The organism is Streptomyces sp. NPDC052299 (assembly GCF_040679335.1).
Lineage (GTDB): Bacteria > Actinomycetota > Actinomycetes > Streptomycetales > Streptomycetaceae > Streptomyces.
The window spans coordinates 62,225-88,366 of record NZ_JBFAUP010000006.1; the positions used below are offsets into that span (position 1 = coordinate 62,225).

General features: G+C 71.8%; 22 protein-coding genes. 16 read left to right on the plus strand and 6 right to left on the minus strand.

Going from position 1 to position 26,142, the window contains the following annotated elements:
- Positions 1-116 precede the first annotated feature (116 nt).
- From AB0L33_RS12105 to nudC, 3 genes are read left to right on the plus strand one after another with little or no spacing between them, the layout of a single operon-like run.
- Positions 117-3,380: an ATP-dependent DNA helicase gene (locus AB0L33_RS12105; protein WP_365680262.1), complete on the plus strand. Its 3,264-nt coding sequence runs from the start codon at positions 117-119 to the stop codon at positions 3,378-3,380.
- Positions 3,381-3,390: 10 nt separating this feature from the next.
- Positions 3,391-4,785, plus strand: coding sequence for a dipeptidase (locus AB0L33_RS12110; RefSeq protein WP_365680264.1), 1,395 nt, complete (start codon positions 3,391-3,393; stop codon positions 4,783-4,785).
- 44 nt (positions 4,786-4,829) lie between these two features.
- On the plus strand, positions 4,830-5,777 hold the full coding sequence (nudC, locus tag AB0L33_RS12115; RefSeq protein WP_365680266.1) for an NAD(+) diphosphatase: 948 nt from the start codon (positions 4,830-4,832) through the stop codon (positions 5,775-5,777).
- Between the two features lie 65 nt (positions 5,778-5,842).
- On the opposite strand, the gene AB0L33_RS12120 is transcribed toward nudC, so the two are convergent.
- A complete protein-coding gene (locus tag AB0L33_RS12120; RefSeq protein ID WP_365680268.1) occupies positions 5,843-6,100 on the minus strand; it encodes a glutaredoxin domain-containing protein in 258 nt (85 codons plus the stop codon).
- A 269-nt stretch (positions 6,101-6,369) separates the two neighbouring features.
- Between AB0L33_RS12120 and AB0L33_RS12125 the strand changes: the two genes are divergently transcribed.
- From AB0L33_RS12125 to AB0L33_RS12140, 4 genes are all read left to right on the plus strand, one after another.
- Entirely contained in the window at positions 6,370-8,610 is a 2,241-nt protein-coding gene (locus AB0L33_RS12125; RefSeq protein WP_365680270.1) for an ATP-dependent DNA helicase UvrD2, read from the plus strand.
- Positions 8,611-8,775: 165 nt separating this feature from the next.
- Positions 8,776-9,114, plus strand: a complete 339-nt coding sequence (locus tag AB0L33_RS12130) for a hypothetical protein (protein ID WP_365680272.1) — start codon at positions 8,776-8,778, stop codon at positions 9,112-9,114.
- 173 nt (positions 9,115-9,287) lie between these two features.
- Entirely contained in the window at positions 9,288-9,656 is a 369-nt protein-coding gene (locus AB0L33_RS12135; protein WP_018105532.1) for a WhiB family transcriptional regulator, read from the plus strand.
- Between the two features lie 29 nt (positions 9,657-9,685).
- A complete protein-coding gene (locus AB0L33_RS12140; RefSeq protein WP_365680805.1) occupies positions 9,686-10,015 on the plus strand; it encodes a hypothetical protein in 330 nt (109 codons plus the stop codon).
- Positions 10,016-10,218: 203 nt separating this feature from the next.
- Here AB0L33_RS12140 and AB0L33_RS12145 read toward each other — a convergent pair whose 3' ends face one another.
- Positions 10,219-11,718, minus strand: coding sequence for an AarF/ABC1/UbiB kinase family protein (locus AB0L33_RS12145; protein WP_365680274.1), 1,500 nt, complete (start codon positions 11,716-11,718; stop codon positions 10,219-10,221).
- 41 nt (positions 11,719-11,759) lie between these two features.
- A complete protein-coding gene (locus AB0L33_RS12150; protein ID WP_365680277.1) occupies positions 11,760-12,908 on the minus strand; it encodes a ThiF family adenylyltransferase in 1,149 nt (382 codons plus the stop codon).
- A 210-nt stretch (positions 12,909-13,118) separates the two neighbouring features.
- On the opposite strand from AB0L33_RS12150, the gene AB0L33_RS12155 reads away from it, so the two are divergent.
- The 4 genes from AB0L33_RS12155 (at position 13,119) to AB0L33_RS12170 (ending at position 16,983) form a co-directional block, all read left to right on the plus strand.
- Positions 13,119-13,739 (plus strand): M48 family metallopeptidase, encoded by a 621-nt coding sequence (locus AB0L33_RS12155; protein ID WP_365680279.1) that lies wholly within the window; start codon positions 13,119-13,121, stop codon positions 13,737-13,739.
- Positions 13,740-13,870: 131 nt separating this feature from the next.
- On the plus strand, positions 13,871-15,517 hold the full coding sequence (locus AB0L33_RS12160; protein WP_365680281.1) for a TerD family protein: 1,647 nt from the start codon (positions 13,871-13,873) through the stop codon (positions 15,515-15,517).
- 11 nt (positions 15,518-15,528) lie between these two features.
- The gene (locus AB0L33_RS12165) at positions 15,529-16,209 is read left to right on the plus strand and encodes an AIM24 family protein (RefSeq protein WP_164402472.1); all 681 of its coding nucleotides are present in this window, start codon (positions 15,529-15,531) and stop codon (positions 16,207-16,209) included.
- Between the two features lie 18 nt (positions 16,210-16,227).
- Complete coding sequence (locus AB0L33_RS12170; RefSeq protein ID WP_365680283.1) at positions 16,228-16,983, plus strand: AIM24 family protein; 756 nt, start codon at positions 16,228-16,230, stop codon at positions 16,981-16,983.
- Positions 16,984-17,052: 69 nt separating this feature from the next.
- Here AB0L33_RS12170 and AB0L33_RS12175 read toward each other — a convergent pair whose 3' ends face one another.
- Both AB0L33_RS12175 and AB0L33_RS12180 read right to left on the minus strand, forming a co-directional pair.
- Positions 17,053-17,601 carry an NUDIX hydrolase gene (locus tag AB0L33_RS12175; RefSeq protein ID WP_365680285.1) on the minus strand — a complete coding sequence of 183 codons (549 nt, stop codon included), beginning with the start codon at positions 17,599-17,601 and terminating at the stop codon, positions 17,053-17,055.
- On the minus strand, positions 17,598-19,046 hold the full coding sequence (locus AB0L33_RS12180; RefSeq protein ID WP_365680286.1) for a zinc-dependent metalloprotease: 1,449 nt from the start codon (positions 19,044-19,046) through the stop codon (positions 17,598-17,600). The genes AB0L33_RS12175 and AB0L33_RS12180 overlap by 4 nt, the downstream gene beginning before the upstream one ends.
- 189 nt (positions 19,047-19,235) lie before the next feature.
- Between AB0L33_RS12180 and AB0L33_RS12185 the strand changes: the two genes are divergently transcribed.
- The 4 genes from AB0L33_RS12185 to AB0L33_RS12200 all read left to right on the plus strand — a co-directional run bounded on the left by AB0L33_RS12185 (position 19,236) and on the right by AB0L33_RS12200 (position 22,427).
- Complete coding sequence (locus AB0L33_RS12185; protein ID WP_365680289.1) at positions 19,236-20,378, plus strand: SDR family oxidoreductase; 1,143 nt, start codon at positions 19,236-19,238, stop codon at positions 20,376-20,378.
- A gap of 89 nt (positions 20,379-20,467) precedes the next feature.
- Positions 20,468-20,929, plus strand: a complete 462-nt coding sequence (locus AB0L33_RS12190; protein WP_365680291.1) for a molybdenum cofactor biosynthesis protein MoaE — start codon at positions 20,468-20,470, stop codon at positions 20,927-20,929.
- Positions 20,930-21,056: 127 nt separating this feature from the next.
- A complete protein-coding gene (locus AB0L33_RS12195) occupies positions 21,057-21,245 on the plus strand; it encodes a hypothetical protein (RefSeq protein WP_365680293.1) in 189 nt (62 codons plus the stop codon).
- Positions 21,246-21,338: 93 nt separating this feature from the next.
- Positions 21,339-22,427: a PDZ domain-containing protein gene (locus tag AB0L33_RS12200; RefSeq protein ID WP_365680295.1), complete on the plus strand. Its 1,089-nt coding sequence runs from the start codon at positions 21,339-21,341 to the stop codon at positions 22,425-22,427.
- A gap of 27 nt (positions 22,428-22,454) precedes the next feature.
- On the opposite strand, the gene AB0L33_RS12205 is transcribed toward AB0L33_RS12200, so the two are convergent.
- Positions 22,455-23,015 (minus strand): PPA1309 family protein, encoded by a 561-nt coding sequence (locus AB0L33_RS12205; protein WP_365680296.1) that lies wholly within the window; start codon positions 23,013-23,015, stop codon positions 22,455-22,457.
- A 137-nt stretch (positions 23,016-23,152) separates the two neighbouring features.
- Between AB0L33_RS12205 and AB0L33_RS12210 the strand changes: the two genes are divergently transcribed.
- The gene (locus AB0L33_RS12210; RefSeq protein WP_365680807.1) at positions 23,153-26,128 is read left to right on the plus strand and encodes a UPF0182 family protein; all 2,976 of its coding nucleotides are present in this window, start codon (positions 23,153-23,155) and stop codon (positions 26,126-26,128) included.
- Positions 26,129-26,142: the final 14 nt, after the last annotated feature.

A 26,142-nucleotide genomic window follows, 5' to 3' on the forward strand; every position in this document is an offset into this window, starting at 1 on the left:
GCGACAAGCCGACAATCTAGACCCGTCCGGGTGTGACGGATGCCACCGGGAGGCGGCGGTGTGAGCCGCTTCCACGGCTTCACCCGTTGTCGGTGGTGCCGGTTAGCCTCTGTGGAGTGTCCCCGCGCCTCACCGATCCCGAGCAGCTCAAGGAGCTGCTGGGCATCCCCTTCACCCCGGAGCAGACGGCCTGCATCACCGCGCCGCCCGCCCCGCAGGTGATCGTGGCCGGAGCCGGGTCGGGGAAGACCACGGTGATGGCCGCCCGCGTGGTCTGGCTGGTCGGCACCGGCCAGGTCGCCCCCGAGCAGGTCCTCGGGCTCACCTTCACCAACAAGGCGGCCGGTGAGCTCGCCGAGCGCGTACGCAAGGCACTCGGCGCCGCCGGGATCACCGACCCGGACGTGATCGATCCGGACAACCCCCCGGGCGAGCCCGGCATCTCCACGTACCACGCCTTCGCCGGACGGCTGCTGACCGAGCACGGACTGCGCATCGGGCTCGAACCGGGCACCCGCCTCCTCGCCGACGCCACCCGCTACCAGCTCGCCGCCCGCGTGCTGCGCGAGGCGCCCGGCCCCTACCCGGCCCTCACCAGGTCCTTCCCCACCCTCGTCAGCGACCTCCTGGCCCTCGACGCCGAGCTGGCCGAGCACCTCGTACGCCCCGAACAGCTCGACGCGTACGACACCGAACTGCTGAGCGCGCTGGAGACCGCGAAGCTCAGCAACGAAGAGCTGCGCAGGATCCCCGCGACCGCCGAGGCCCGCCGCGAACTGCTCGCGCTGACCCGGCGCTACCGCGAGGCGAAGCGGAGCCGCGACCTCCTCGACTTCGGCGACCAGATCGCCCTCTCCGCCGAACTGGCCCTCACCCGCCCCGAGGTCGGCGCGATCCTCCGCGACACCTACCGGGTCGTCCTGCTCGACGAATACCAGGACACCTCCGTCGCCCAGCGCCTCCTGCTCTCCGCCCTCTTCGGCAGCGGCCCCGGCACCGGCGAACCGACCGGGCACGCCGTCACCGCCGTCGGCGACCCCTGCCAGGCCATCTATGGCTGGCGCGGCGCCTCCGTCGCCAACCTGGACGACTTCCCGAGCCACTTCCCGCACGCCGACGGCACCCCCGCGACCCGCTACGCGCTCAGCGAGAACCGCCGCAGCGGCGGCCGCCTCCTCCACCTCGCCAACGGACTCGCCGCCCCCCTGCGCGCCATGCACGAGGGCGTCGAGGCCCTGCGCCCCGCCCCCGGCGCCGAGCGCGACGGCCTCGTCCGCTGCGCCCTGCTGCCCACCCACACCGAGGAGATCGGCTGGCTCGCGGACTCGATCGCCCACCTCGTGCGCACCGGCAAGGCGCCCGGCGAGATCGCCGTCCTGTGCCGCACCGCCGGTGACTTCCCGGAGATCCAGGCCGCGCTGGTCGCCCGCGACATCCCGGTCGAGGTCGTCGGCCTCTCCGGGCTGCTCCACCTCCCCGAGGTCGCGGACCTCGTCGCCGTCTGCGAAGTCCTCCAGGACCCGGGGGCCAACGCCGCCCTGGTCCGGCTGCTCACCGGCCCCCGCTGGCGGATCGGCCCCCGCGACCTGGCCCTGCTCGGCCGCCGGGCCCGCCTCCTGGTGCACCGCGCCGCCCACGGCGACGACGAGGACGACCCCGACCGCAGGCTCGCCGAGGCCGTCGAGGGCATCGACCCGGCCGAGGTGATCTCCCTCGCCGACGCCCTGGACACCTTCCTGGACGGCGGCGGCGAGGAGGACGACCGGCTTCCGTTCTCCGCCGAGGCCCGCGTCCGCTTCGCTCGCCTCGCCGCCGAACTGCGCGACCTGCGCCGCTCGCTCGCCGACCCCCTGATGGACGTCCTGCACCGCGTCCTCGCCACCACCGGCCTGGAGGTCGAGCTCTCCGCGTCCCCGCAGGCCCTGGCCGCCCGCCGCCGCGAGACCCTCGGCAACTTCCTCGACGTCGCCGCCCGCTTCGCAGCCGTCGACAACGAGGCCACGCTCCTCGCCTTCCTCGGCTTCCTGCGCACCGCCGTCCAGTACGAGAAGGGCCTCGACAACGCGCTGCCCGGCGGCGAGAACACCGTCAAGGTCCTCACCGCCCACAAGTCCAAGGGCCTGGAGTGGGACGTCGTCGCCGTGCCCGGACTGGTCACCGGCCAGTTCCCCAGCGGCCAGTCCCGGGACGCCTGGACCTCCCAGGCCAAGGTCCTCCCGCACGCCCTGCGCGGCGACACCGCCACCCTGCCCGCCCTCCACAGCTACGACGCCAAGGGCCTCAAGGGCTTCAAGGCGGAGATGAAGGAGCACCAGCACACGGAGGAGCTGCGCCTCGGCTACGTCACCTTCACGCGCCCCCGCACCCTGTTGCTCGGCTCCGGCCACTGGTGGGGCCCCACCCAGAAGAAGCCGCGCGGCCCGTCCCCCTTCCTGCACGCGCTGTACGAGCACTGCGCCGCGGGGTACGGCGAGATCGAGGTGTGGGCGGACGCCCCGGCGGAGACCGACGAGAACCCGGCCCTGGCCGAGGCGTCCGCCGACCACGCCTGGCCGCTCCCGCTGGACGGCACCGCACTGGCCCGCCGCAGGGCCGCCGCGGACACGGTCATGGAGCTGCTGGCCCGGCCCGAGACCCCGGACGGCGACGCCGGTGTGCCGGACGTCCCGGCCCCCCGCCTCACCCCCGAGGAGACGCGCACCCTCGCCTCCTGGGACCGGGACCTCGACGCGCTGGCTGGGGAGCTGCGCCGGGCCCGCGCCACCGTGCGCGACGTCCTCGTCCCCGCCTCGCTCTCCGCCACCCAGCTGCTGCGCCTCGCCGACGACCCCGACGCCTTCGCCCGGGAGCTGGCCCGGCCCATGCCCCGCCCGCCGCAGCCCGCCGCCCGCCGGGGCACCCGCTTCCACGCCTGGGTGGAGTCCCGGTTCGAGGAGCTGCCGCTGCCCATGCTCGGTCCCGACGAGCTGCCCGGGGGCGAGGAGGGCGACGCCGACATCCGCGACGAGCGCGATCTCGCCGCCCTGAAGGAAGCCTTCGAGCGCACCCCGTACGCCCGCCGCACCCCGTACCGCGTGGAGACGCCGTTCCAGATCACCCTGGCGGGCCGGGTCGTCCGGGGCCGCATCGACGCCGTGTACCGCACGGGGGACACGTACGAGATCGTGGACTGGAAGACCGGCCGCACCCACACCGCCGACCCGCTCCAGCTCGCCGTCTACCGGCTGGCCTGGGCCGAGCTGCACGGACTCCCGCTCAGCGACGTCACGGCCACCTTCCTCTTCGTCCGCACCGGCGAGGCCGTCCGCCCGGCCTCCCTGCCGGGCCGCCCCGAGCTGGAGCGCATCCTTCTGGACGAGCCACTTCCGTCGGACGGATAAGCTGAAGGTCATGAGCGACACCCCGGACAGCGCCGTCCGCACGTACACCGAGCAGCACCGCGCGGCTTTCCTCGACGACCTCGCCGAGTGGCTGCGCATCCCCTCCGTATCCGCTCAGCCGGAGCACGAGGGCGACGTACGGCGCAGCGCCGAGTGGCTGTCGGCCAAGCTGAAGGAGACCGGATTCCCGGTCACCGAGGTCTGGGAGACCGACGGCGCACCCGCCGTCTTCGCCGAATGGCCCTCCGACGACCCGTCCGCCCCCACCGTCCTGGTGTACGGACACCACGACGTGCAGCCCGCCGCCCGCGAGGATGGCTGGAGCAGCGAACCGTTCGAGCCGGTGATCCGCGACGGCCGGATGTACGGGCGCGGCGCGGCCGACGACAAGGGGCAGGTGTTCTTCCACACCCTCGGCGTCCGGGCCCACCTCGCCGCCACCGGCCGCACCGCCCCCGCCGTGCACCTCAAGCTGATCGTGGAGGGCGAGGAGGAGTCCGGCTCCCCGCACTTCCGAGACCTGGTCGAGCGCCACGCCGGCCGCCTCGCCGCCGACGCGGTGATCGTCTCGGACACCGGCATGTGGGACGAGACCACGCCGACCGTCTGCACCGGGATGCGCGGCCTCGCCGAGTGCGAGATCGAGTTCCACGGCCCCGGGCAGGACATCCACTCCGGCTCGTTCGGCGGCGCCGTCCCCAACCCGGCCACCGAGATCGCCCGCCTCGTCGCCGCGCTCCACGACGCGGACGGGAAGGTCGCGGTCCCCGGCTTCTACGACGGCGTGGCCGAGCTCACCGCCACCGAACGCGCGCTCTTCGCCGAGCTGCCCTTCGACGAGGCCGAGTGGCTGCACACCGCCAAGTCCCGGGCCGCCTCCGGAGAGACCGGGTATTCGACGCTGGAGCGGATCTGGGCCCGCCCGACCGCCGAGGTCAACGGCATCGGCGGCGGCTACCAGGGCGCCGGGAGCAAGACGATCATCCCTTCCGCCGCCCGCGCGAAGATCAGCTTCCGCCTGGTCGCGGGCCAGGACCCGGACCACATCGAGAAGGCCGTACGGGCCTGGGCCGAGGCCCGCGTCCCCGCCGGGATCAGCCACCGGATCACCTTCCTCCCCGCCACCCGGCCCTGCCTGACGCCCCTGGACCACCCGGCGCTCCGGGCCGTGGCCCGCGCCATGGGCCGGGCGTTCGACAAGAAGGTCCTCTTCACCCGGGAAGGGGGCTCGGGACCCGCCGCCGACCTCCAGGACGTGCTCGGCGCGCCCGTCCTCTTCCTCGGCATCTCCGTACCGTCCGACGGCTGGCACGCCCCCGACGAGAAGGTCGAACTGGACCTCCTGTTCAAGGGCGTCGAGACGGCCGCCCACCTCTGGAGCGACCTGGCGGCCGCCCTCCGCTGAATTCTCTGAACGCCCGATCCATCCCGGGGGAGTAGGAAGCACCTGTGAGCACCTTCGACAACGCCACCACGGACCGGCCCATCGGTCTGACCGCGCCGAGCGGCATCGACCGAGCGGCGCACCACCGCCTTGACGAGGCGTGGCTGTCCGCCGCGTGGAGCCACCCGACGACCCGGGTCTTCGTCGTCTCCGGGGGCCAGGTGCTGATCGACGACACCGACGACGGCACCGAGCTCGTGATGACGCCCGCCTTCGAGGCACCCGTCACCGAGACCCACCGCTACTTCCTCGGCACCGACGCGGACGGCGTCAGCTACTTCGCCCTCCAGAAGGACACCCTGCCCGGCCGCATGGACCAGTCGGCCCGCCCGGCCGGGCTGCGCGAGGCGGGGATGTTGCTCGGCCCGCGCGACGCCGCCCTGATGGTGCACGCGGTGGCCCTGGAGAACTGGCAGCGGCTGCACCGCTTCTGCTCCCGCTGCGGCGAGCGCACGGTGATCGCCGCGGCCGGACACATCCGCCGCTGCCCGGCGTGCGGCGCCGAGCACTACCCGCGCACCGACCCGGCGGTCATCATGCTCGTCACGGACGACCAGGACCGGGCGCTGCTCGGCCGCCAGGTGCACTGGCCCGAGGGCCGCTTCTCCACGCTCGCCGGATTCGTGGAGCCGGGCGAGTCGATCGAGCAGTCCGTGGCCCGCGAGGTCTTCGAGGAGGCCGGCATCACGGTCGGCGCGGTCGAGTACGTCGCCAGCCAGCCCTGGCCCTTCCCGTCCAGCCTGATGCTGGGCTTCATGGCCCGCGCCTCGACGTTCGACATCAACGTGGACGGCGAGGAGATCGAGGAGGCGCGCTGGTTCTCCCGCGAGGAGCTGACCGCCGCCTTCGAGTCGGGCGAGATGCTGCCCCCGTTCGGCATCTCGATCGCCTCCCGGCTGATCGAGCTCTGGTACGGCAAGCCGCTCCCGAAGCCGGTGCGCGCGGGGGCCTGACCCGGGCCCGGACATGCCACCGCCCCCACCGGTACGCGGACCGGAGGGGGCGGAGTGCCGAGGGGTCAGGCCCCGAGGGCCTGCTTCACCTGCGCGAGGCTCGGGTTCGTCATCACGACGTCCTTGCCGCCGTTCTCAGGGACCACGAGGACGGTCGGGACCGTCTGGTTCCCGCCATTGGCCTTCTCGACGAAGGCGGCCGACTCCGGGTCCTGCTCGATGTTGATCTCGGTGTAGGCGATGCCCTCGCGGTCCATCTGCCCCTTCAGCCGACGGCAGTAGCCGCACCAGGTGGTGCTGTACATCGTCACAGTGCCCGGCATGTCTTCGCACTCCTCTGTCTCTTCGGTCCCGGCAAATCCCGTCACGCCCGGACGGGCGTTCACGCGTCTGCTGCGTCACACGGGGCCGGGGCGTGCGTTGCCGCACGCCAGGTGAACGTATGCGACCCGGCCGCCATTCCCGCCCCCGGGGCCCTTGCGAGGGCGGGCACCGGACCTGCGCGCGGACCGCCCCCGCATTAGTACGACGGATACCTCACCCCTGTGGACAACCACCGCACGCGCCCCGGGTGACCTGGCAGCATGGCGGGGTGACATCAGCAACGCACTCCACCCTCTTCCCCCGGGTCCCGGACTCCGCGGACGCCGTCCTCGACGGGCTCGACCCCGAGCAGCGCGAGGTGGCCACGGCCCTGCGGGGCCCGGTGTGCGTGCTGGCCGGCGCCGGTACGGGCAAGACGCGCGCCATCACGCACCGCATCGCCTACGGGGTGCGCGCGGGGATACTCCAGCCGGCGAGCGTCCTGGCCGTCACCTTCACCAACCGGGCGGCGGGCGAGATGCGCGGCCGGCTGCGCCAGCTCGGCGCGGGCGGGGTGCAGGCGCGCACGTTCCACTCCGCGGCCCTGCGCCAGCTCCAGTACTTCTGGCCGAAAGCGGTCGGTGGCGAGCTGCCCCGGCTCCTGGAGCGCAAGGTCCAGCTGGTGGCCGAGGCAGCTGCCCGCAGCGGCCTCCGGCTCGACCGCAACGAGCTGCGCGACGTCACGAGCGAGATCGAGTGGGCCAAGGTCACCCAGACCGTCCCCGCCGACTACCCGGCGGTGGTGGCCAAGGCCCAGCGGGACGCCCCGCGCGACCCGGCGGAGGTCGCCAAGGTCTACGAGACCTACGAGGAGCTGAAGCGCGAGCGCACCGTGATCGACTTCGAGGACGTGCTGCTCCTCACCGTCGGCATCCTCCAGGACCGGCACGACATCGCCGCCCACGTCCGCCGCCAGTACCAGCACTTCGTCGTGGACGAGTACCAGGACGTGAGCCCGCTCCAACAGCGGCTGCTCGACCTCTGGCTCGGCGACCGGGACAGCCTCTGCGTCGTCGGCGACGCGGGGCAGACGATCTACTCGTTCACCGGGGCCACCCCGGACCACCTGCTCAACTTCCGCACCCGCCACCCCGGCGCGACCGTCGTCAAGCTGGTCCGGGACTACCGCTCCACCCCGCAGGTGGTCCACTTGGCCAACGGGCTGCTCTCCCAGGCCACCGGCCGGGCCGCCGAGCACCGCCTCGACCTGATCTCGCAGCGGGAGCCCGGGCCCGAACCCGCCTTCGTGGAGTACGCGGACGAGCCCGCCGAGGCCGAGGGCACCGCCCGCCGCATCCGCGACCTGATCGCGGCGGGCGTCCCGGCCGGCGAGATCGCGGTGCTCTACCGGGTCAACGCGCAGTCCGAGGTCTACGAGCAGGCCCTCGCGGACGCGGGCGTGCCCTACCAGCTCCGGGGCGCCGAGCGGTTCTTCGAGCGCGCGGAGGTCCGCGAGGCGGGCGTGGCCCTGCGCGGCGCCGCCCGTGCCGGGGGCAACGACTCCCTCCTGGACCACGCGGACGACCTCCCCGCCGAGGTGCGCGCGGTGCTCTCCACCAAGGGCTGGCGCAGCGAGCCGCCCGCCGGGTCCGGCGCGGTGCGCGACCGCTGGGAGTCCCTGGCCGCTCTCGTCAGGCTCGCCGAGGACTTCGAGCGGGCCCACCCGGGGGCGACGCTCTCCGACCTGGTCGCCGAACTGGACGAGCGGGCCGCCGCCCAGCACGCCCCCACGGTCCAGGGCGTCACTCTGGCCTCGCTGCACTCGGCGAAGGGCCTGGAGTGGGACGCGGTGTTCCTGGTCGGGCTGACCGAGGGCATGATGCCGATCACCTACGCCAAGACGCCGGAGCAGATCGAGGAGGAACGCCGCCTGCTCTACGTCGGCGTGACCCGGGCCCGCTTCCACCTCGCCCTGTCCTGGTCGCTCTCCCGGTCGCCCGGCGGCCGCCCCGGACGCCGTCCGACCCGCTTCCTGAACGGGCTCCGCCCCGGCTCGACGGGCCCTGGCGACCGGAGCACGGCGGCCGGCCCGGGCGGCGTCTGGGGCGGCGAGGGCTTCCGTAGCGGCGAGGGCGGTGTCGGCCGCGGCGGCGCGGAGCGTCCGGCGGCCAGGCGCAAGCCCCGGACACCGGCCCGGTGCCGGGTCTGCGGCAAGACGCTGACGGACGCCGGCGAGATGAAGCTGATGCGCTGCGACGACTGCCCGTCCGACATGGACGAGGCGCTGTACGAGCGGCTGCACGACTGGCGGGCCGTCCGGGCCCGGGAGATCGGTCAGCCCGCCTACTGCGTGTTCACCGACCGGACGCTGATGGCCATCGCGGAGGCGGTGCCCGGCAGCGAGGGCGAGCTGGCCGGGATCCCGGGGGTCGGCGCACGGAAGCTGGGCCGCTTCGGAGCCGCCGTTCTGGACATCTGCGCAGGCGGGGACGGGTGCGAGGGCGAGGCGGATGCCGCCGGGGAGATGTGAGAAAAACTCGTCGCAAAAATAGTTTGCGCCCGCCCCAGTCATCACCATAGGTTCTTAACCACGGAAACAGCGGCTTCTCTGAAGCCCTGGATCCGTGCTGTACTTATCCGAATACGCAGGACCGGCCCGCCGGTCCCCCCGAGACGCCGAGAGGAGGCGATTGAAGTGATCAGCATCATCGAGACCAACAAAATGACCGATCTCTCGGTCGTCTCCGCCTGCTCGCTCGGCCTTCTCGCCCGTGCCCCGAAGTCCTCCCTGCGCGCCACCGGTGTGTCCGGCGTCTCCGCCGTCATTCCGATGTCCCTGGCCGGTCTTCCCGTGCGGGAGCGCAATGAGCGACCGACCCAGGCACCGGCAGCAGCAGTAGCGAAGGGACAGGCCCCGGCCTATGCCTTTGCGGCCGTCGGTGCGGGAGCGGAAGCCGGCGTCACCGAGCAGACGAAGCAGCACCACACGATGTGGGCCTTCCGTGGGCCTGAACCCTGGAGTGATCCAGCCTGATCCAGCATCAGGCCGGCGCCTTCAGGGCCGCGGAACCCCACTCGGGATCCGCGGCCCTTTTGTTTTGCCCCAACGGGCGGGACAGCGAGAAGGAGCCTCGGGACAAGCAGGACCTGGTACCAGCCGCCCCCCGGCCAACAGGCCGGAAACGACCAGACGAGGACACCACCACCGTGCAACTCGAAGCGCACGCCCCGTCCGTACCGCCTTCCGACACGATCTCCCCGCCCGGCCTCACGGAGGACTCCACCTTGACCCCCCTCACCGCGCTCACCGCGCTCGACGACGCCATCGAGAACCTCGGTGTACCCGTCCCCTGCCGCGCCTACGACCCGGAGGTCTTCTTCGCCGAGTCGCCGGCGGACGTCGAGTACGCCAAGTCCCTGTGCCGCACCTGCCCGCTTGTCGAGGCGTGTCTCGCGGGCGCCAAGGAGCGTCGCGAGCCGTGGGGCGTCTGGGGTGGCGAGCTCTTCATCCAGGGCGTCGTCGTCGCCCGGAAGCGGCCGCGTGGCCGCCCGCGCAAGAACCCGGTCGCGGCGTGACCACCGTGGGGTTCCCGGCCCCCAAGCCCATGAAGCGCATCGGAACCATCGACCGTCCCCTGACCCACGATCCCCGAAACCAGGCTCCAATGACCATCCCCGCCCCCACGTCCGAGCCCGCCGGCTCCGCGACCCCAGACGTCACCATCATCGGCGCGAACGACTCGCGTCAGAACAGGACCCGCGAAATGCAACTCATCCCAGAAGCCTTGGCCCGTGCGCATATGCACGACCGCATGCGCGAAGCCGACGCGGACCGTCAGGCCGTGCGCCTGATCTCCGCCCGGCGGATGCAGCGCCGCGCCGAGCGCGCCTCGATGCGCGCCCGCCGCGCGCTGGCCATGGCCGTCATGCACTGACCCGGCCCGGCCGGCCACGGAGGCCCCGCCCGGACGCAGCCGCTCTCTGCGCCCGGCGGGCCCGCGCCTCCCGGAGCCACCCGCGCAGCACCCCACCCCGGGGCCGATCCGTCCAACGGACCGGCCCCGGGGCCGTTTCGCCCGGCCCGGCGCGGCCCGGCCCGGCAGGTCCGGCGCGGCTCCGGTCGGCGGGCCCGGCTCCGCTAGCCGGCGTCCACTGTCTCGGCGGACCTCGGCGCGGGCGGAGCGTGCTCCGGGCCCTGGCCTCCCTCCGAACCCAGGTCCTCCCGGCCCAGGTCCTCCGGGCTCTCGTCGTCCACCAGGGCTTCCGTGACCTCGGCGTCCTCCGCGTCCTCCGGCGGCAGGAACCCCGGGAGCCAGGATTCGAGTTCGTCGCGGAGCCGGACCGTGGCACCGAGCTGGCACAGCACCCCGATCGTGCTCAGAGTGACCCGGTGTATCAGCAGATAGGACGGCGGCAGGTTCAGCTGCTTGCCCAACTGATGGGCCGGGGAGCGCGGATCCGCTATCCGGGCCGCCTGATGCCGCATCCAGCTCCGGCTGAACGTGAACTCCTCCACGTCGGCCGGCTCGATGATCGGCAGCAGGTAGTCCAGCACCGCGTCCGGATCCAGGTCGATCGAGTCCTTGACGAACCCCTCCGCCCGCAGCATTTCGTAGACCGCGTCCGCGTCGCCCCCCAGTGCCAGCCGCAGCGCGTCCCCGATGGTCTGCGGCAGTCCGCCCGGCAGCCGGTCCACCGTCCCGAAGTCCAGCACGCCCAGCCGCCATCGGGCCTCGTCGGCCCCCTCTTCGCTCTCCGGGTCCGGGGGCAGCAGCCGGAAGTTGCCCGGGTGCGGGTCGGCGTGGAGCAGGCCCGTGCGCGCGGGGCCCGAGAAGAGGAACCGGGCGAGGAGCTGGCCGGCCCGGTCGCGCTGCCCGGTCGACCCATCGGCGATCACATCGGACAGCGGGACACCGTCCATCCACTCGGTGACCAGCACCTGGGCCGACTGGTGGACCACCTCAGGGACCACGACATCGGGATCGTCCGCGAACTCTTCGGCATGCGCCTGCTGGGACCGCGCCTCCTGTTCGTAGTCCAGCTCCTCGGAGACCCGGTCGCGCATCTCCGTGATCAGCGGCTTGATGTCCATGCCCGGAATCAGCGGGCCCAACAGCCGCGCGAACCGGCTGAGCTGGGTCAGGTCCGAGAGCAGCGCCTCACCCGCCCCCGGATACTGGACCTTCACGGCCACGTCCCGCCCGTCGTGCCACACCGCCCGGTGCACCTGGCCGATCGACGCCGCGGCCGACGGCTTGTCCTCGAATTCTAGGAACAGCTCCCGCCAGTCCTCGCCGAGGCGCTCCGCCAGGACCGCGTGCACCGTGCCGCTGGGCATGGGCGGAGCGGCCTCCTGGAGCTTGGTGAGCGCCGCGCGGTACGGCCCCGCGACCTCCTCGGGCAGCGCGGACTCGAAGACCGACAGGGCCTGGCCGAGTTTCATCGCCCCGCCCTTCAGCTCCCCGAGGACCTTGAACAGCTGGTCCGCGGTGCGCTGCTGCACCTCGCGGGCCACCAGCTCCGCCGACTTCCCGCCGATGCGCTTGCCCAGCCCCCACGTGGCGCGGCCGGCGAAACCCAACGGCAGCGCGGCCAGCTTGGCGGTACGGGTGACCGCCTTCCGGGGAAGATCAGACATGTGCCCCTCCAATTCCCAGACTGCCGCGCTGCGTGCGGCGGTTACCCGGCCATTGTGTCGTGCGCCGTGCCGGCTCCGGAGGCGCGGACCCCTTCAGTGTGACCGGCGGCGCCACAGGAACAGTCGAGGTGCGCACCGATCCGTTCCGACCTCCAGTCCAACAGCGGCAGCGCCGCCTCCCACCGCGCACCGGCGCTCACCGGCAGCTCGCCGTCCAGGAAGGAGAGCGCGTGTGCCGCCGCCAGCCCCGCCACGGCCGTCGCCAGGCCCAGGTCGCACGCCTGGGCGGCGCCGCGCCGCCCGGACTGCCACTGCGCCAGCATGCGCGGCCACTGCGGATCCCGGTCCCGTCGGTTCGACTGGAGGCAACCCGCGCAGGCCGTGCCGCCCGGCAGCACCAGGGGCCCGACGAACCCGGTGGCCTCCATCACACCCGCGTACAGATGGGGTGTGCCCGAGGAGATCCACGGCTCGGCGGTGCCCGGATCGGGCACGTACGCCGAAAGTCCGTCGCGCGGGGCGACCACGATGAGGGACAGCCCCGGCTCGTGCCCGGCCGGACCGCAGCCCGCGGCCCCGGGCGCCCTGGGCCCCGGGCCGGGGGCGGAGCGACGCACCAACTGCCGGGCCGCCTGGTCCCGGCGCTCCCCGACGGCGGAGGCGGGCAGCCCGCCGGGGGACACGTCCCCCGGCTCCGTACACCCGCCGTCCATGACCTCGACCTGGCCGACACCCGCTCCGGAGAGCACCGCCGCGACGGCCGCGCCGACCCTGCCCGCGCCTCTGACCTGCACGCGCATCGAGCGGCGGGCCGCGAGTCTGCGCATCCCTCCGCCGGGCTCGGGATGCACGACGGAGAGCGAGGCCAGGTCGGGGCGGTGACGCTCCAGGACGTCGGACCTGGTTCGCAGCGCCTCCGCCGCCGGGCCGCCCGCCCGTACGTCGTCCACGAGTCCGGCATCCACCAACCGCGACACCAGGGTGTCCACATGACGCTCGGTCAAGTCCATCGCCCGGGCCTGTTCGCGGAGCAGCGGCATGCCTCTGGTGCCGTCCAGCAGTTCCATGAAACAGCCCGTCGCGATATCCATCGGGCCGACCTTCACCGCGTGCGCGGGTGTCACCCCGAATTGCACGGTGTCCCCGCCCCGCCAAGCGCGGCGCAGTGCGGGCTTCAACATCGGATGCACGGCTTCCCCCGGTCTGTGTGTCTGTGACTCCGCTGTGCGTGACTTGCTGTGCGTGTTCCTTTGCCAGAATGCAGCGGGGCGCCGAGGCGTGCGGAAAGTTATCCACAGGCGTGGGTATTAGTCGTTCAAATGGTGCAAGGCGTGGAGCCGATCATGGAGAACCGTCCCGGAGGCGGGACTTCCCCCGCATACAGCGGGTAACGTCGAGGCGTGCCCGCCGATCCGTCGCCCGGCTCTGCCGGGAAGCCTGCCGCGCCCGCCGCCGGACCCCGCCGACGCCGTGCGGACCCTGCCCGCCGCGCCCCCGTGACGAGCGCGGTCGAGGTCCGCAGGAGCGCCCGCCGCAGCAGGACGGTCTCGGCCTACCGCGAGGGCGACCGCACGATCGTGCTCATCCCCGCCCGGATGTCCGAGGCCGAGGAGCGGCGCTGGGTGGACGTGATGCTCGACAAGCTCGCCGCCCAGGAGAGCAGGCGGGTCCTCGGTGACACCGAGCTCGCCGAACGGGCGGAGCACCTGTCCGCCCAGTACTTCGAGGGCCGGGCCAGGCCGGCGTCCGTGCGGTGGGTCACCAACCAGAACACCCGGTGGGGCTCGTGCACCCCTTCCGAGGGCAGCATCCGGCTGTCGCACCGGCTGCAGGGCATGCCGGAGTACGTCGTGGACTACGTGCTCGTCCACGAGCTCGCCCACCTCCTGGTGCCCGGGCACGGGCCCCGGTTCTGGCGGCTGCTGGACGCCTACCCCCGCACCGAGCGGGCCCGTGGCTACCTGGAGGGTGTGGTGGCCGCCGACCGGCTGCCGCACCTGCCGGCCGCACGCGGCGAGTGACTGGTGGTGGCGCCGGGTGAGCGGTGTCGGGTGTTTCTGTACCGGGTCTGTACCGGCTTCGCCCAATGCAGGAGTTTGCGGATAGCCTGACGCGACGCATTCACCTTCCGGATGGGGGACGGTCGTTACGCATGGCCAGGGAATTCCAACGCGGCCACAAGGCCAAGATCAGCGATCTCACGCCGGGGACGGACCTGTACGTAGGGGTGCAGATCGCCGGCCCGGGGCTGAGCTTTGACATCAGCTGCTTCGGGCTCGATGCCAATGAGCAGCTCTCCGACGACCGGTATTTCATCTTCTTCAACCAGCCGAAATCTCCCGAGGAGTCCATTCAGCTCCTCGGCGCCCAGGCCGGGGACACCGAGTCGTTCCGCGTCACCCTGGACCGCATTCCGGCGAACATCCACAAGCTCTCCTTCACCGCGACCGTGGACGGCGCCGGGCAGATGTCGCAGGTCGGTCCCGGATACATCCGGATCGTCGCGGGCGGCGAGGAAGTCGTCAGGTACGCCTTCAACGGCTCGGAGTTCAGCACCGAGCGCGCCGTCATGCTGGGCGACTTCTACCTCAAGGACGTCTGGCGCTTCGCCGCGGTCGGACAGGGCTTCGACGGTGGCCTCGAGGCGCTGCTGAAGAACTTCGGCGGCGAGGTCGCCGAGGAGGAACCGGCCGCCGCCGCACCGTCGCAGGGTGCCGCCCCGTCCTTCGCTCCGCCCGCCCAGGCGGCCCCGGCCCCGTCCTTCGGTGCCCCGGCAGCCCCGCAGGCACCCCAGGCCCCACAGCCCGCGCCGTCCTTCGGGGCCCCGGCGCCCGCTCCCGGCCCGGCGCCGACCCCGCAGCAGCAGATGCACGCCGCGCCGACGATCGTCGCGCCGATGACGCCGCCCGGCGGTACGGTGCCCCCGCCGCCCGCGCCGGCCCCGTACGGGCAGCCCGGCCAGCAGCCGCAGCAGCACTTCGGGCAACAGCCCCACCAGCCCCAGCAGCAGTTCGGCCAGGTCCCCGGCCAGGCGCCCGCGCCCTACGGACAGCAGGCCCCGGCCCCGTACGGCCAGCAGCCTCCCGGCATGCCGCCGGGCGGGCAGGGCATGCCCGGCGGCATGCCGCAGGCCGCCGGTGGCGGTCTGCAGGCGGCGCTCCAGCCGTACAAGGAGACCGCGACCGGACAGCGCTGGACCCCGCAGAACAAGCAGCTCATGCGGGTCGACCTGACCATGGGCGGCACGGGAGTGCTCGCCCGGCAGGGCAGCATGGTGATGTACCAGGGCAAGGTCGACTTCAGCTACAAGGGCGCGGGTTTCGCAGGCCGCATGGTGGGCAACGCCACCGGCCAGGAGATGCAGCTCATGCGCTGTACCGGCCGGGGCCAGGTCTTCCTCGCCGAGCAGGGCGCCCATCTGCACACCATCGAACTCCAGGGCGACGGGGTCTGCGTCTCCGCCGAGAACGTGCTCGCGTTCGACGAGTCGCTCCAGTACGAGGTCCGCCGGATCGAGGGCCACGGCATCCCCGGCGGCGCCCTGTTCACCATGCAGTTCCAGGGCACCGGCACGCTCGTCGTCAAGACCCACGGCACCCCTGTGGTCCTGCCGGTCACCCCGACCACCTTCGCCGACTGCAACGCGGTCGTGGCGTGGTCGTCCGCCTCCCAGGTGATCATCTCCAGCCAGGTCCGGCTGCGCCGCAACGCCTACCCCGGACACAGCGGGGAGACCGTGAACCTCCAGTTCCGGGGCGCGCCCGGCAACTTCATCGTCGTCCAGCCCTACGAGGTCTGAGGGAGCCCGTCATGAACCAGCAACTCGCGGGCTACGCCCCGACCCCCGTCACGGCACGGATGGAGAACCACGGCCATTCCATGCTGAAGGTCGCCATGGCGACCGGCCAGGACCTCTACGCGCGCACCGGATCGATGGTCGCGTACGAGGGCTTCATCCAGTACGAGCCCAACCCGCCCGCCGTCCGCCAGATCGCCTCGCAGTGGATCACCGGCGAGGGCGCGCCCCTCATGAAGTGCACCGGCGACGGGCTGCTCTACCTCGCCGACTACGGCGCCGACGTCGTCGTCATCAACCTCAACAACGACTCCCTCTCGGTCAACGGCACCAACGTCCTCGCCTTCGACGGCCACCTCACCTGGGGCGTCGAGCGGGTCAAGGGTCTCGCCAAGTTCGCCGGCCAGGGCCTGTGGAACGTCTGCATCTCGGGGACCGGCTGGGTCGCGATCACCTCGCGCGGCACGCCGATCGTCGTCGACTGCGGACGCGGTGAGGACGAGACGTACGTCGACCCGGACGCACTGGTCGCCTGGTCCCCGAATCTCAAGGTGAAGGGCAAGCGCAGCTTCAAGGCGTCCTCGCTCATCGGGCGGGGCAGCGGCGAGGCGTTCCAGATGGCCTTCTCCGGCCAGGGGATCGTCGTCGTCCAGCCGAGCGAGGACAGCACCGACCGGCTGCGCGTCCGGCACTGACGGGGAGGGAGACACACCATGCAGAGTTCGCTTTTCGGCCTCACGGAACAGCAGTCCCAGGAGCGCTACACGATCCAGAACCCGCAGCTTCTGCGGGTCGCGCTGACCGGCCACGACGACGTCCTCGCCCGCAAGGGCGCCATGGTCGCCTACCAGGGGCTGATGGAGTTCGACGGCGAGTACCAGTCGAACAGCCAGCGCCGTTCCCGCGCCCACACCGGTGAGGGCCTGGACCTGATGCGCTGCTCCGGGCAGGGCACCGTCTACTTCGCCAACCTGGCGCAGTACATCCACGTCGTGGACGTCGACCACGACGGCCTGACCGTGGACAGCTCCTACGTCCTGGCGCTCGACTCCTCGCTGCACACCGAGGTCATCGCGGTGGACAGCCAGTACGGCATCTCGGGCACCGGCAAGTACCAGCTCAACATCTCCGGCACCGGCAAGGTCGCCCTGATGACCTCGGGCCAGCCCTTGATGATGCAGGTCACGCCCGACAAGTACGTCAGCGCGGACGCCGACGCGATCGTCGCCTGGTCGACCTCGCTGCGGGTGCAGATGCAGGCGCAGACGCACTCCTCGGGCGTCTTCCGCCGGCGCGGCAACACCGGTGAGGGCTGGGAGCTGAGCTTCCTCGGGCAGGGCTTCGCCCTGGTCCAGCCGAGCGAGCTGATGCCGCCGCAGAACGCCCAGATCGGACAGGGTCTCGCCGCCCAGTACGGCATGGGCCAGCACGGCGCGCACGCCCAGAACCAGAACAACGCCTGGAACTGAGCCGCACAGCGAAGTAAGGGGCGGCCTCCCCGGAGGCCGCCCCTTACCGTTGTCCTCTCGTACGGGCCGTTACCGGCCGCCCTCCAGCACCGCGCGCGTACGCTCCACCAGCCGGACCACCGAGGCGTCGCCGACTCCGGCCACCTCGTCGTACGCGAACCAGCGCAGGTCCAGGGATTCGTCGCTGATGCTCTCCGTCGCGCCCGCCGGCGCCACCGCCGCGTACTGCACGTCCAGGTGCCAGTGGCACGGCCCGGGGATCGGATGCCGGTCCAGGACCACGGGCCCGCCCGGCAGCAGCGTCAGCCCGGCGATCCCGGACTCCTCCGTCGCCTCCCGTAGCGCGGCCGCCGCGAGCGTGGCGTCACCGGGCTCGCAGTGGCCGCCCATCTGCAGCCACATCCGCAGCTTCCGGTGCAGTGTGAGCAGAACGCGGCCGTGCTCCGGGTCCACGACCAGGGCGCTGGCCGTCAGATGCCCGGCCCCGCAGGACTTCCACATCCCGTCCGGATGGCGCGCGAGGTGCTCCAGATAGGCGTCGCGCAACTCCTCCTGGGCGGCGCCGGCCCCCGCCCCGTATCCCTTGAGTACGAGGACGGCGTCGTCGTGCAGGCTCACTTGTCGGTGTCGTCCTTGCGGTCGCCGTCGCCCTCGTCCGTGGCGTCGTCCGGGGCGTCCGCCTCCGGCGCGGGCTTCTTCGGGCCGTTCGCCGCCTCGCCGAGCATCTTGTCCAGCTCCGAGAAGTCCAGCTGCTCGTGGTGGACGAAGCCGTCCGGATCGTCCAGGTCGTGAGCGGTCGGGAGCATGTCGGGGTGCTCCCACAGCGCGTCGCGCCCCTCAAGACCGCGGGCGTCCGTGAGCGAGGCCCACAGCCGCGAGGCGTCCCGCAGCCGGCGCGGACGCAGCTGGAGGCCGATCAGCGTGGCGAAGGTCTGCTCGGCGGGACCGCCGGACGCACGGCGCCGGCGCATCGTCTCGCGCAGCGCGTCGGCCGAGGTCAGCCGGGACTTCGCGGCCGCGTGCACCACCGCGTCCACCCAGCCCTCGACCAGCGCGAGGGCCGTCTCCAGGCGAGCCAGGGCCGCCTTCTGCTCCGGGGTCTCCTCCGGCTGGAACATGCCCTGCTGAAGGGCCTCCTGCAGCTGCTCGGGCTGCGAGGGGTCGAACTGGCCGACCACGTCCTCCAGCTTGCTGGTGTCGACCTTGATGCCGCGCGCGTAACCCTCGACGGCGCCGAACAGATGCGAGCGGAGCCACGGCACATGGGCGAAGAGCCGCTGGTGGGCGGCCTCGCGCAGCGCCAGATACAGCCGCACCTCGTCCTGCGGGACGGACAGGTCCTTGCCGAACCGCTCCACGTTCAGCGGGAGGAGCGCGGCCCGGCCCGCCGGGCCGAGCGGCAGACCGATGTCGGTCGAGCCGACCACCTCGCCCGCCAGCACGCCGACGGCCTGCCCGATCTGCTGGCCGAACATCGCGCCGCCCATCGACCGCATCATGCCGATCAGCGGGCCCGCCATCGCCTGCATCTCCTCGGGCAGCACATCGCCCATGGCGAGGCCGACCCGCTCGGCGACCGGGTCGACCAGCTGCTGCCAGGCCGGCAGAGTCGCCTCGACCCACTCCGCGCGGCTCCACGCCACGCTGGAGATGGCCCCGGACGGCATCGACGTCACGCCGTCCAGCCACAGGTCGGCCAGGCGCAGCGCCTCGTCGACCGCCGAGCGCTCGGCGGGGCCCACGCTCGCGTCCTTGGAGCCGTCCGGCGTGCCCTGCGAGACCGTCTGGCGGGCGATCTGCTTGGCCATGTCCCAGTTGACCGGCCCGCCCTCGTAGCTCAGCATCTGGCCGAGCTGCTGGAAGGCCGCGCCCAGGTCGTTCGGGTTCATCGAGCCGAACATGGCGGCGAAGGGGTTGTCACCGCCCGCGCCGGGGCCGAAGCCGAACGGGTTCGCCGGACCGCCCGAACCCTGCCCACCTCCGGTGGGGTCGTTCTTCTTGCCCTTGTCGCCGTCGTCCGGCTCCTCCGGCGGAAGGCCGAATCCGAATGGGGTGTCACTCACGGGTTTCCTCGGCTCGTAGGGCCGCCGGGGGAACCGACGGCGACTGCCCGACATCACCATCCAGCGTAGACACCAAGTCCGCTCAGGGCCTCAGTGCTCCGCCCGGTCCGGCCCTGCGGCAGGATGGACGCCACCTGGTACGTACGTGTCACGCGGGTACGTACTGAAGACAACCGCTGGAGACGCCCGGTGAGTTCCCCAGATCCGCAGGTTCGCGCAGCGCGAAACCTGGCCGACCCGTCGCCCGAGAAGAAAACCGTCCCCGGAGCCCCCAGAGGCCGCGGCCCGGTCGTGGCCGTCACCGGGGCCGCGACGGGCGTCGGTGAGCTGCTCACCGCGCGGCTCGCCGCCTCCGAGGAGATCAAGCAGGTCATCGCCATCGACGAGCGCCGGGGCGAGGTCTCCGACGCGACCTGGCACCTCCTCGACGTCCGTGACCCCGCCATCGCCGACAAGCTGCGCGGCGCGGACGTCGTCGTCCACCTGGCGCTCGACCTCGACCTGGAGACCGACCCCGCCGCGCGCACCGCCTACAACGTGCGCGGCACCCAGACCGTGCTGACCGCCGCCGCGGCCGCCGGCGTCCACCGCGTCGTCCTGTGCACCTCCGCCATGGTCTACGGGGCGCTGCCCGACAACGACCTCCCGCTCGCCGAGGACGCCGAGCTGCGGGCCACCGCCGAGGCCACCGGGGTCGGCGACCTGCTGGAGATCGAACGGCTCGGCCGCCGCGCCCCGCGCGCCCACCCCGGGCTGCACGTCACCGTCGTACGCCCCGCCGTGCTCGTCGGCGGCACGGACACCGCGCTGACCCGCTACTTCGAGTCGCCCAGGCTGCTCGTCGTCGCCGGTTCCCGGCCCGCCTGGCAGTTCTGCCACGTGGAGGACCTGGTGACGGCGCTGGAGTACGCCGCCCTGGAGAAGATCGACGGGGAGTTCGCGGTCGGCTGCGACGGCTGGCTGGAGCAGGAGGAGGTCGAGGAGCTGAGCGGGGTGCGCCGGATGGAGCTCCCCTCCGCCGTCGCGCTGGGCGCCGCCGCCCGGCTGCACCGGATCGGCCTCACGCCCTCGCCCGCGGGCGACCTGGCGTACACCATGCACCCCTGGGTGGTCAGCGTGAGCCGGCTGCACGATGCGGGCTGGCGCCCGGCCTGGACCAACGAGGAGGTGCTCGCCGCGCTCCTGGAAGAGGTGGAGGGGCGCCACACCGTCGCCGGGCGCCGCCTCGGCCGCAAGGACGCCACCGCCGCCGGAGCCGCCGGGGCGACTGTCGCGCTGCTCGGCACCGCGGCCCTGGTGCGCCGCGCCCGCAAGGCCCGCCGCCGTATCTGAGCACTCTGTAGAAGGCTCCAAGACGGGGCGCGGCCCGCCGGGTGAACCGGCAATACCGTCCTGTCGGTGCGGTGCGGCACGATGGGGTCATGGCACTCACGTACGACCACCCCGGCGAGCAGACCGCGCAGGACCCGATCCGGCTGCTGGACATCCGGGACACGCCGCTGTCGGTGGACGAGGTCTTCCGGGCGGTCGGTGACGACGCCGCGGGCGGCACCACCCTCTTCGTCGGCACCGTGCGTGACCACGACGGCGGACAGGACGTCGACGGCCTGGGCTATTCGTGCCACCCGTCGGCCGCCGATGAGCTGCGCCGGGTGGCGGAGAAGGTCGTCGCCGACTTCCCGGTCCGGGCCCTGGCCGCCGTCCACCGAGTGGGTGAACTGCGGGTCGGTGACATCGCGGTCGTCGTGGCGGTCTCCTGCCCCCACCGCGCGGAGGCGTTCGCGGCGTCCCGCAAGCTCATCGACGACCTCAAGCACGAGGTTCCGATCTGGAAGCACCAGCGCTTCTCGGACGGCACGGAGGAGTGGGTCGGCGCCTGCTGAGCGCAAACCGGAACGGCGTCCATCCGCCCCGATTTGCGTAACCGCACCCCTGCCACGAGCGTTGGTTTTCCAGACGGTTAATCTGCTGATCGGCCAGTCGGCCGCGTCAGAGGGTAGGGAGGTCGGCATGGCAGCGCTCGCCTGGTTGTTGATTCCGGTTCTCGCCGCGTTCGGCGCGGCGATATGGGGAGGCTGGGCCGCCCGCAACCGCACCACCGGTGATGTCACCGAGCTCGCCGGGTACGCGCGCTTCCGCGAAGCCATGGAGAAGTCCCACTCCGGTTCCGAACCGGTGGAGCAGATATCGAACGTCTGAGGCCGCGTCCGGCGCCCTCACCCGACCCGCCCCCGGCCCCGTACGGACCGGCCCCGGCGGTGCACTGACAGAGCCTTCCCGTACTGTCGTTCCATGCCACGCCGCACCGCGACGATGCTCGCCTCCACGCTGATCCTGATCGCGCTGCTCTGCGCGGGCGTGCTGATCAAAGTGCCGTACTCGGAGATGTCTCCCGGCCCGACGGTGAACACGCTCGGCGACGTCGAGGGCGACCCGGTCCTGCGGATCACCGGCCACAAGACGTACAAGACTTCCGGCAACCTCAACATGACGACGGTCCGCGTCACCGGCGCCGACTACAGCATGAATCTGGTCGAGGCCGTCTCCGGATGGCTGGGCCACGACAGCGTCGTCGTCCCGCACGACACCCTCTACCCGGACGGCAAGACCGAGGAGGAGTCGACGCAGGAGAACGCGGAGGAGTTCAGCCAGTCCCAGGAGAGCGCCAAGGTCGCCGCCCTCAAGGAGCTGAACATCCCGGTCACCTCGCACGTCGTGGTCTCCAGCGTCGTCAAGGACAGCCCCTCGCAGGGCAAGCTGCACGCGGGCGACATCATCAAGAAGGTCGACGGCACCGCGGTCGAGAAGCCCGAGGACGTCGCCAAGCTGGTCACCAAGCGCAAGCCGGGCCAGGACGTCACCTTCACCGTGATCCCGGCCAAGACCGCGGCGGCGGCCGAGAAGGCCGGCAAGCAGCCCGAGGGCACCGAGAAGATCACCCTCACCACCGAGAAGGCCCCCGAGGGGGACCGCGCGATCGTCGGCATCCAGGCGGGGACCGACCACACCTTCCCCTTCGAGATCGACATCAAGCTCGCCGACGTGGGCGGTCCGAGCGCGGGGCTGATGTTCTCGCTGGGCATCCTCGACAAGCTGACCCCGGGGCAGCTGACGGGCGGCAAGTTCATCGCCGGCACCGGCACCATCGACGACGACGGCAAGGTCGGCCCGATCGGCGGGATCACCATGAAGCTGGTCGGCGCCCGCGAGGCGGGCGCACGCTACTTCCTGACCCCCGACGACAACTGCGCGGCCGCCGCGGCGGACACCCCCGACGGGCTCACCCTGATCCGGGTCAAGAACATCGACGACGCCAAGAAGTCGCTGGACAAGCTTCGTGCGGGGGACACGGCCGGGCTGCCGAGCTGCTCGGCGGGCTGACCGCGCCCCCGCGGCACCAGGCGGTGGTCAGGACTCGAAGGTGGCCGCCAGCGCCTCGGCCAGCCCCGGCACCAGACCGGCACCGGTCAGCACCTCGCTCGCCGAGTCCTTCTCCCGCAGGCGTACGGCGGACTCGCGCGCGCCGTCCCGCAGGACGGCCACGGTCATCCGGACCTCCTGCCGGTCGGGGTGCTCGGCGACCCACTTGGTCAGCCGCTCGTCGTCCAGCCCGTCCGGCACGGACGCCTCGGCGGACGGCGGCAGCATCAGGCGCTCCACCGTCATGGCGCAACCGGCGACCGCGTCGGGCCAGGCGATCGTGGCGAGGAACTCGTCCAGCGCCGTTCCCGCGGGCAGCTCCTCCTGCTCGACGGGGGTCAGCGCGGCGGCCTTCGCACCGTCGTCGTCAAGGCCGAGCTGGGCGGCGAGGCCCGGTTCCTGGGCCCGCAGCCGCGCGGTGTCGACCAGGGCGAAGAGGCGGGCCGGCTGGTCCCAGCCGAGGGTGGAGACGTACTCGTCGATTTCGAGCACCGCGACGGTGAGCGGGCTCGCGGCCATCGGGGGGCCTGAGGGGGAAACGTTGGACATGGGCAACATCCTGCCTCCTTCCGACCCCGGAACGGGAACTAGGTAAAGCATCAGTAAGTTGAAGGGATGGGCTCTACGATCGCTGGGCCCGCTCCACACGACCCGCGAACTTCGAGGTGCGCACGTTGGCTTTCCAGATGCCGGACCGCGGCGGAGGCCCGACCGGGCCACGGATCAGAGTCGGCCGCCCGTCCCGGCGCGCCCGAACCCTGCTCATGACTCTGGGCGTCCTGGCGATTCTCGCCATGGCGTTCGTCATGTTCGCCGGGTTCTGGACGGACTGGCTCTGGTACCGGTCGGTCGCGTATTCGTCCGTCTTCACCACCACCCTGTGGACCAAGATCGGGCTGTTCCTCGTCTTCGGACTGCTGATGGCCCTGGCCGTCGGGCTGAACATCTGGCTCGCGCACCGGCTCCGGCCGCCGCTCAGCGCGATGTCACTGGAGCAGCAGAGCCTGGACCGCTACCGGATGAGCCTCGCCCCGTACAAGAAGTGGGTGCTGCTCGCGGTCACCGCGCTGGTCGGTCTGATCGCCGGGGCCTCCGCCTCGGGTCAGTGGCGGACGTGGCTGATGTACGTGAACGGCGTGTCGTTCGGCCAGAAGGACCCGCAGTTCCATCTGGACGTGTCGTTCTACGCCTTCGACCTGCCCTGGTACCGCTTCATGCTGGGCTTCGGCTTCGCGGCCACGGTGCTCTCGCTGATCGCCGCCGCGCTGACCCACTACCTGTACGGCGGGCTGCGTGTCACCAGCCCCGGCGCGCGGGCGACGGGCGCGGCCACCGGTCACCTGTCCGTGCTGCTCGGGGTCTTCGTCGCGCTGAAGGCCGTGGCGTACTGGCTGGACCGGTACGGCCTGGCGGTGAAGTCCAGTGACTTCAAGGCCACGGACAACTGGACGGGCCTGCGCTACGTCGACGCCAACGCCTACCTTCCGGCGAAGACGATCCTGTTCTGCATCGCCGCGATCTGCGCCGTGCTGTTCTTCGCGACGCTCTGGCGGCGCACCTGGCAGCTGCCGGTGATCGGCTTCGGTCTCATGGTCCTCTCGGCCATCCTGATCGGCGGCCTCTACCCGGCGATCGTGCAGAAGTTCCAGGTCCAGCCGAACGAGCAGGCCAAGGAAGCCCCGTTCATCCAGAAGAACATCGAGGCCACGCGCAACGCGTACGACATCGACGACGCCCAGGTCTCGGACTATACGGGCAAGTCCACCGAGGACGACGACGCCAAGCTCCGGGCCGCGGCGAACGACGCCGCCAGCTACCGGGTGATGGACCCCAACGTCGTCTCGCCGGCCTTCCAGCAGCTCCAGCAGAAGAGGAACTACTACCAGTTCCCCAAGACGCTGGACGTCGACCGGTACAAGGACGCCTCCGGCAAGGAGCAGGACACGGTCATCGGTCTGCGCGAGCTCAACATCGAGGGCATCCCCAAGCGCAACTGGATCAACGACCACTTCACCTACACCCACGGCTACGGCGCCATCGCCGCCCGGGGGACCACGACCGGTAAGAACCCGAAGGGATCTCCCGACTTCACGGAGTCCGGACTGCCGACCACCGGCGACCTGGGCACGTATCAGCAGGAGATCTACTACGGCGAGAAGACCGAGCAGTACTCCATCGTCGGCGGGCCCCAGAAGGAGCTCGACTACGAGGAGGACGGCGAGAAGACCACCAGCTACAAGGGCGACAGCGGGGTCAGCCTCTCCAACACGTTCAACCGCGCCGCGTACGCCGTGGCGTTCAGCGAGCCGCAGATCCTGTACTCGGGCGCCATCGGCGACGGTTCGCGCATCCTCTACAACCGCACGCCCAAGGAGCGCGTCGAGGCGGTGGCCCCCTGGCTCACCATCGACGGCGACGCCTATCCGGCCGTGGTCAACAAGCGCATCCAGTGGGTGGTCGACGCCTACACGACGACCAACGGCTACCCGTACGCCTCGCGCACCACGCTCGGTGACACCACGGCCGACTCGCTGACCACCAACCAGCGCGCGGTCGTCGCCCAGCAGAACCAGGTCAACTACATCCGCAACTCGGTCAAGGCCACCGTCGACGCGTACGACGGCACGGTCACGCTGTACGAGTGGGACACCAAGGACCCGGTCCTGAAGACCTGGCGCAAGGCGTTTCCCGGGACCGTGAAGCCCCGGGCGGACATCCCGCAGGACCTGATGGACCACCTGCGCTACCCGCAGGACCTGTTCAAGGTGCAGCGCGAGCTGCTGACCCGCTACCACGTCACCAGCCCCGCCCAGTTCTACAGCGGCAGTGACGCCTGGCAGGTCCCGGACGACCCGACCAACAAGGAGTCCGGCTCCGTCCCGCCGTACTACCTGAGCATAAAGATGCCGGGTCAGACGGCTCAGAAGTTCTCGCTCACCACGACGTTCACCCCGAAGGGGCGGCCCGACCTCGGGGCGTTCATGGCGGTGGACGCCGATGCGGCCAGCAAGGACTACGGCACCATAAGGCTCCTGAGAGTCACCGGTGCGGTGAAGGGCCCCGGGCAGGTACAGAGTGAGCTCAACGGCAACGACGACGTTGCCGAGTTCGTGAGAAACCTCAAGGGCACCGACTCCGACATCGAGTACGGCAACCTGCTGACGGTCCCGCTCGAAGGCGGCTTCCTCTACATCGAGCCGGTCTACACGCGCGGTGGTACGCAGAACTACCCGCTGCTGCGCAAGGTCGCCGCCTCGTACGGCTCGAAGATCGTCTTCGAGAACAGTCTCGGCGAGGCCCTGAACGCCGTGTTCGGCGCCGAGGGCTCCGATACGAGCGAGCCACCGGGCGACACCACCGAGCCGCCGGACACCAGCCAGCCGCCGGCCACCGGTGACGCCGCGCTCAAGAAGGCCATCGCCGACGCCCAGAAGGCGTACACGGAGGGCGAGGCGGCCCTGAAGAAGCAGGACTGGGCGGCCTACGGCAAGGCGCAGACCGATCTCCAGGACGCTCTGGAGCGGGCGGCCGCGGCCCAGTCCAAGGCGGACGGCGACGGCAAGGCCGACAAGTCCGATGACGGCAAGGCGTCCCCCGACAAGGGGGACAAGGCCAGTCGAGCCGGCGCTTCGGACAAAGCGGGCGATGAGGGCGGGGGCTGAGTAACCCGGTAAAG

Bases quoted from the DNA above. Each gene is read 5' to 3' on its own strand.
- AB0L33_RS12120 (WP_365680268.1), bottom strand. From the start codon at position 6,100: ATGCCGGGCACTGTGACGATGTACAGCACCACCTGGTGCGGCTACTGC.
- AB0L33_RS12205 (WP_365680296.1), bottom strand. From the start codon at position 23,015: ATGTCCAACGTTTCCCCCTCAGGCCCCCCGATGGCCGCGAGCCCGCTC.
- AB0L33_RS12200 (WP_365680295.1), top strand. From the start codon at position 21,339: ATGCCACGCCGCACCGCGACGATGCTCGCCTCCACGCTGATCCTGATC.
- AB0L33_RS12165 (WP_164402472.1), top strand. From the start codon at position 15,529: ATGAACCAGCAACTCGCGGGCTACGCCCCGACCCCCGTCACGGCACGG.
- AB0L33_RS12110 (WP_365680264.1), top strand. From the start codon at position 3,391: ATGAGCGACACCCCGGACAGCGCCGTCCGCACGTACACCGAGCAGCAC.
- AB0L33_RS12170 (WP_365680283.1), top strand. From the start codon at position 16,228: ATGCAGAGTTCGCTTTTCGGCCTCACGGAACAGCAGTCCCAGGAGCGC.
- AB0L33_RS12160 (WP_365680281.1), top strand. From the start codon at position 13,871: ATGGCCAGGGAATTCCAACGCGGCCACAAGGCCAAGATCAGCGATCTC.
- AB0L33_RS12145 (WP_365680274.1), bottom strand. From the start codon at position 11,718: ATGTCTGATCTTCCCCGGAAGGCGGTCACCCGTACCGCCAAGCTGGCC.
- AB0L33_RS12210 (WP_365680807.1), top strand. From the start codon at position 23,153: ATGCCGGACCGCGGCGGAGGCCCGACCGGGCCACGGATCAGAGTCGGC.
- AB0L33_RS12140 (WP_365680805.1), top strand. From the start codon at position 9,686: ATGAAGCGCATCGGAACCATCGACCGTCCCCTGACCCACGATCCCCGA.
- AB0L33_RS12195 (WP_365680293.1), top strand. From the start codon at position 21,057: ATGGCAGCGCTCGCCTGGTTGTTGATTCCGGTTCTCGCCGCGTTCGGC.
- AB0L33_RS12190 (WP_365680291.1), top strand. From the start codon at position 20,468: ATGGCACTCACGTACGACCACCCCGGCGAGCAGACCGCGCAGGACCCG.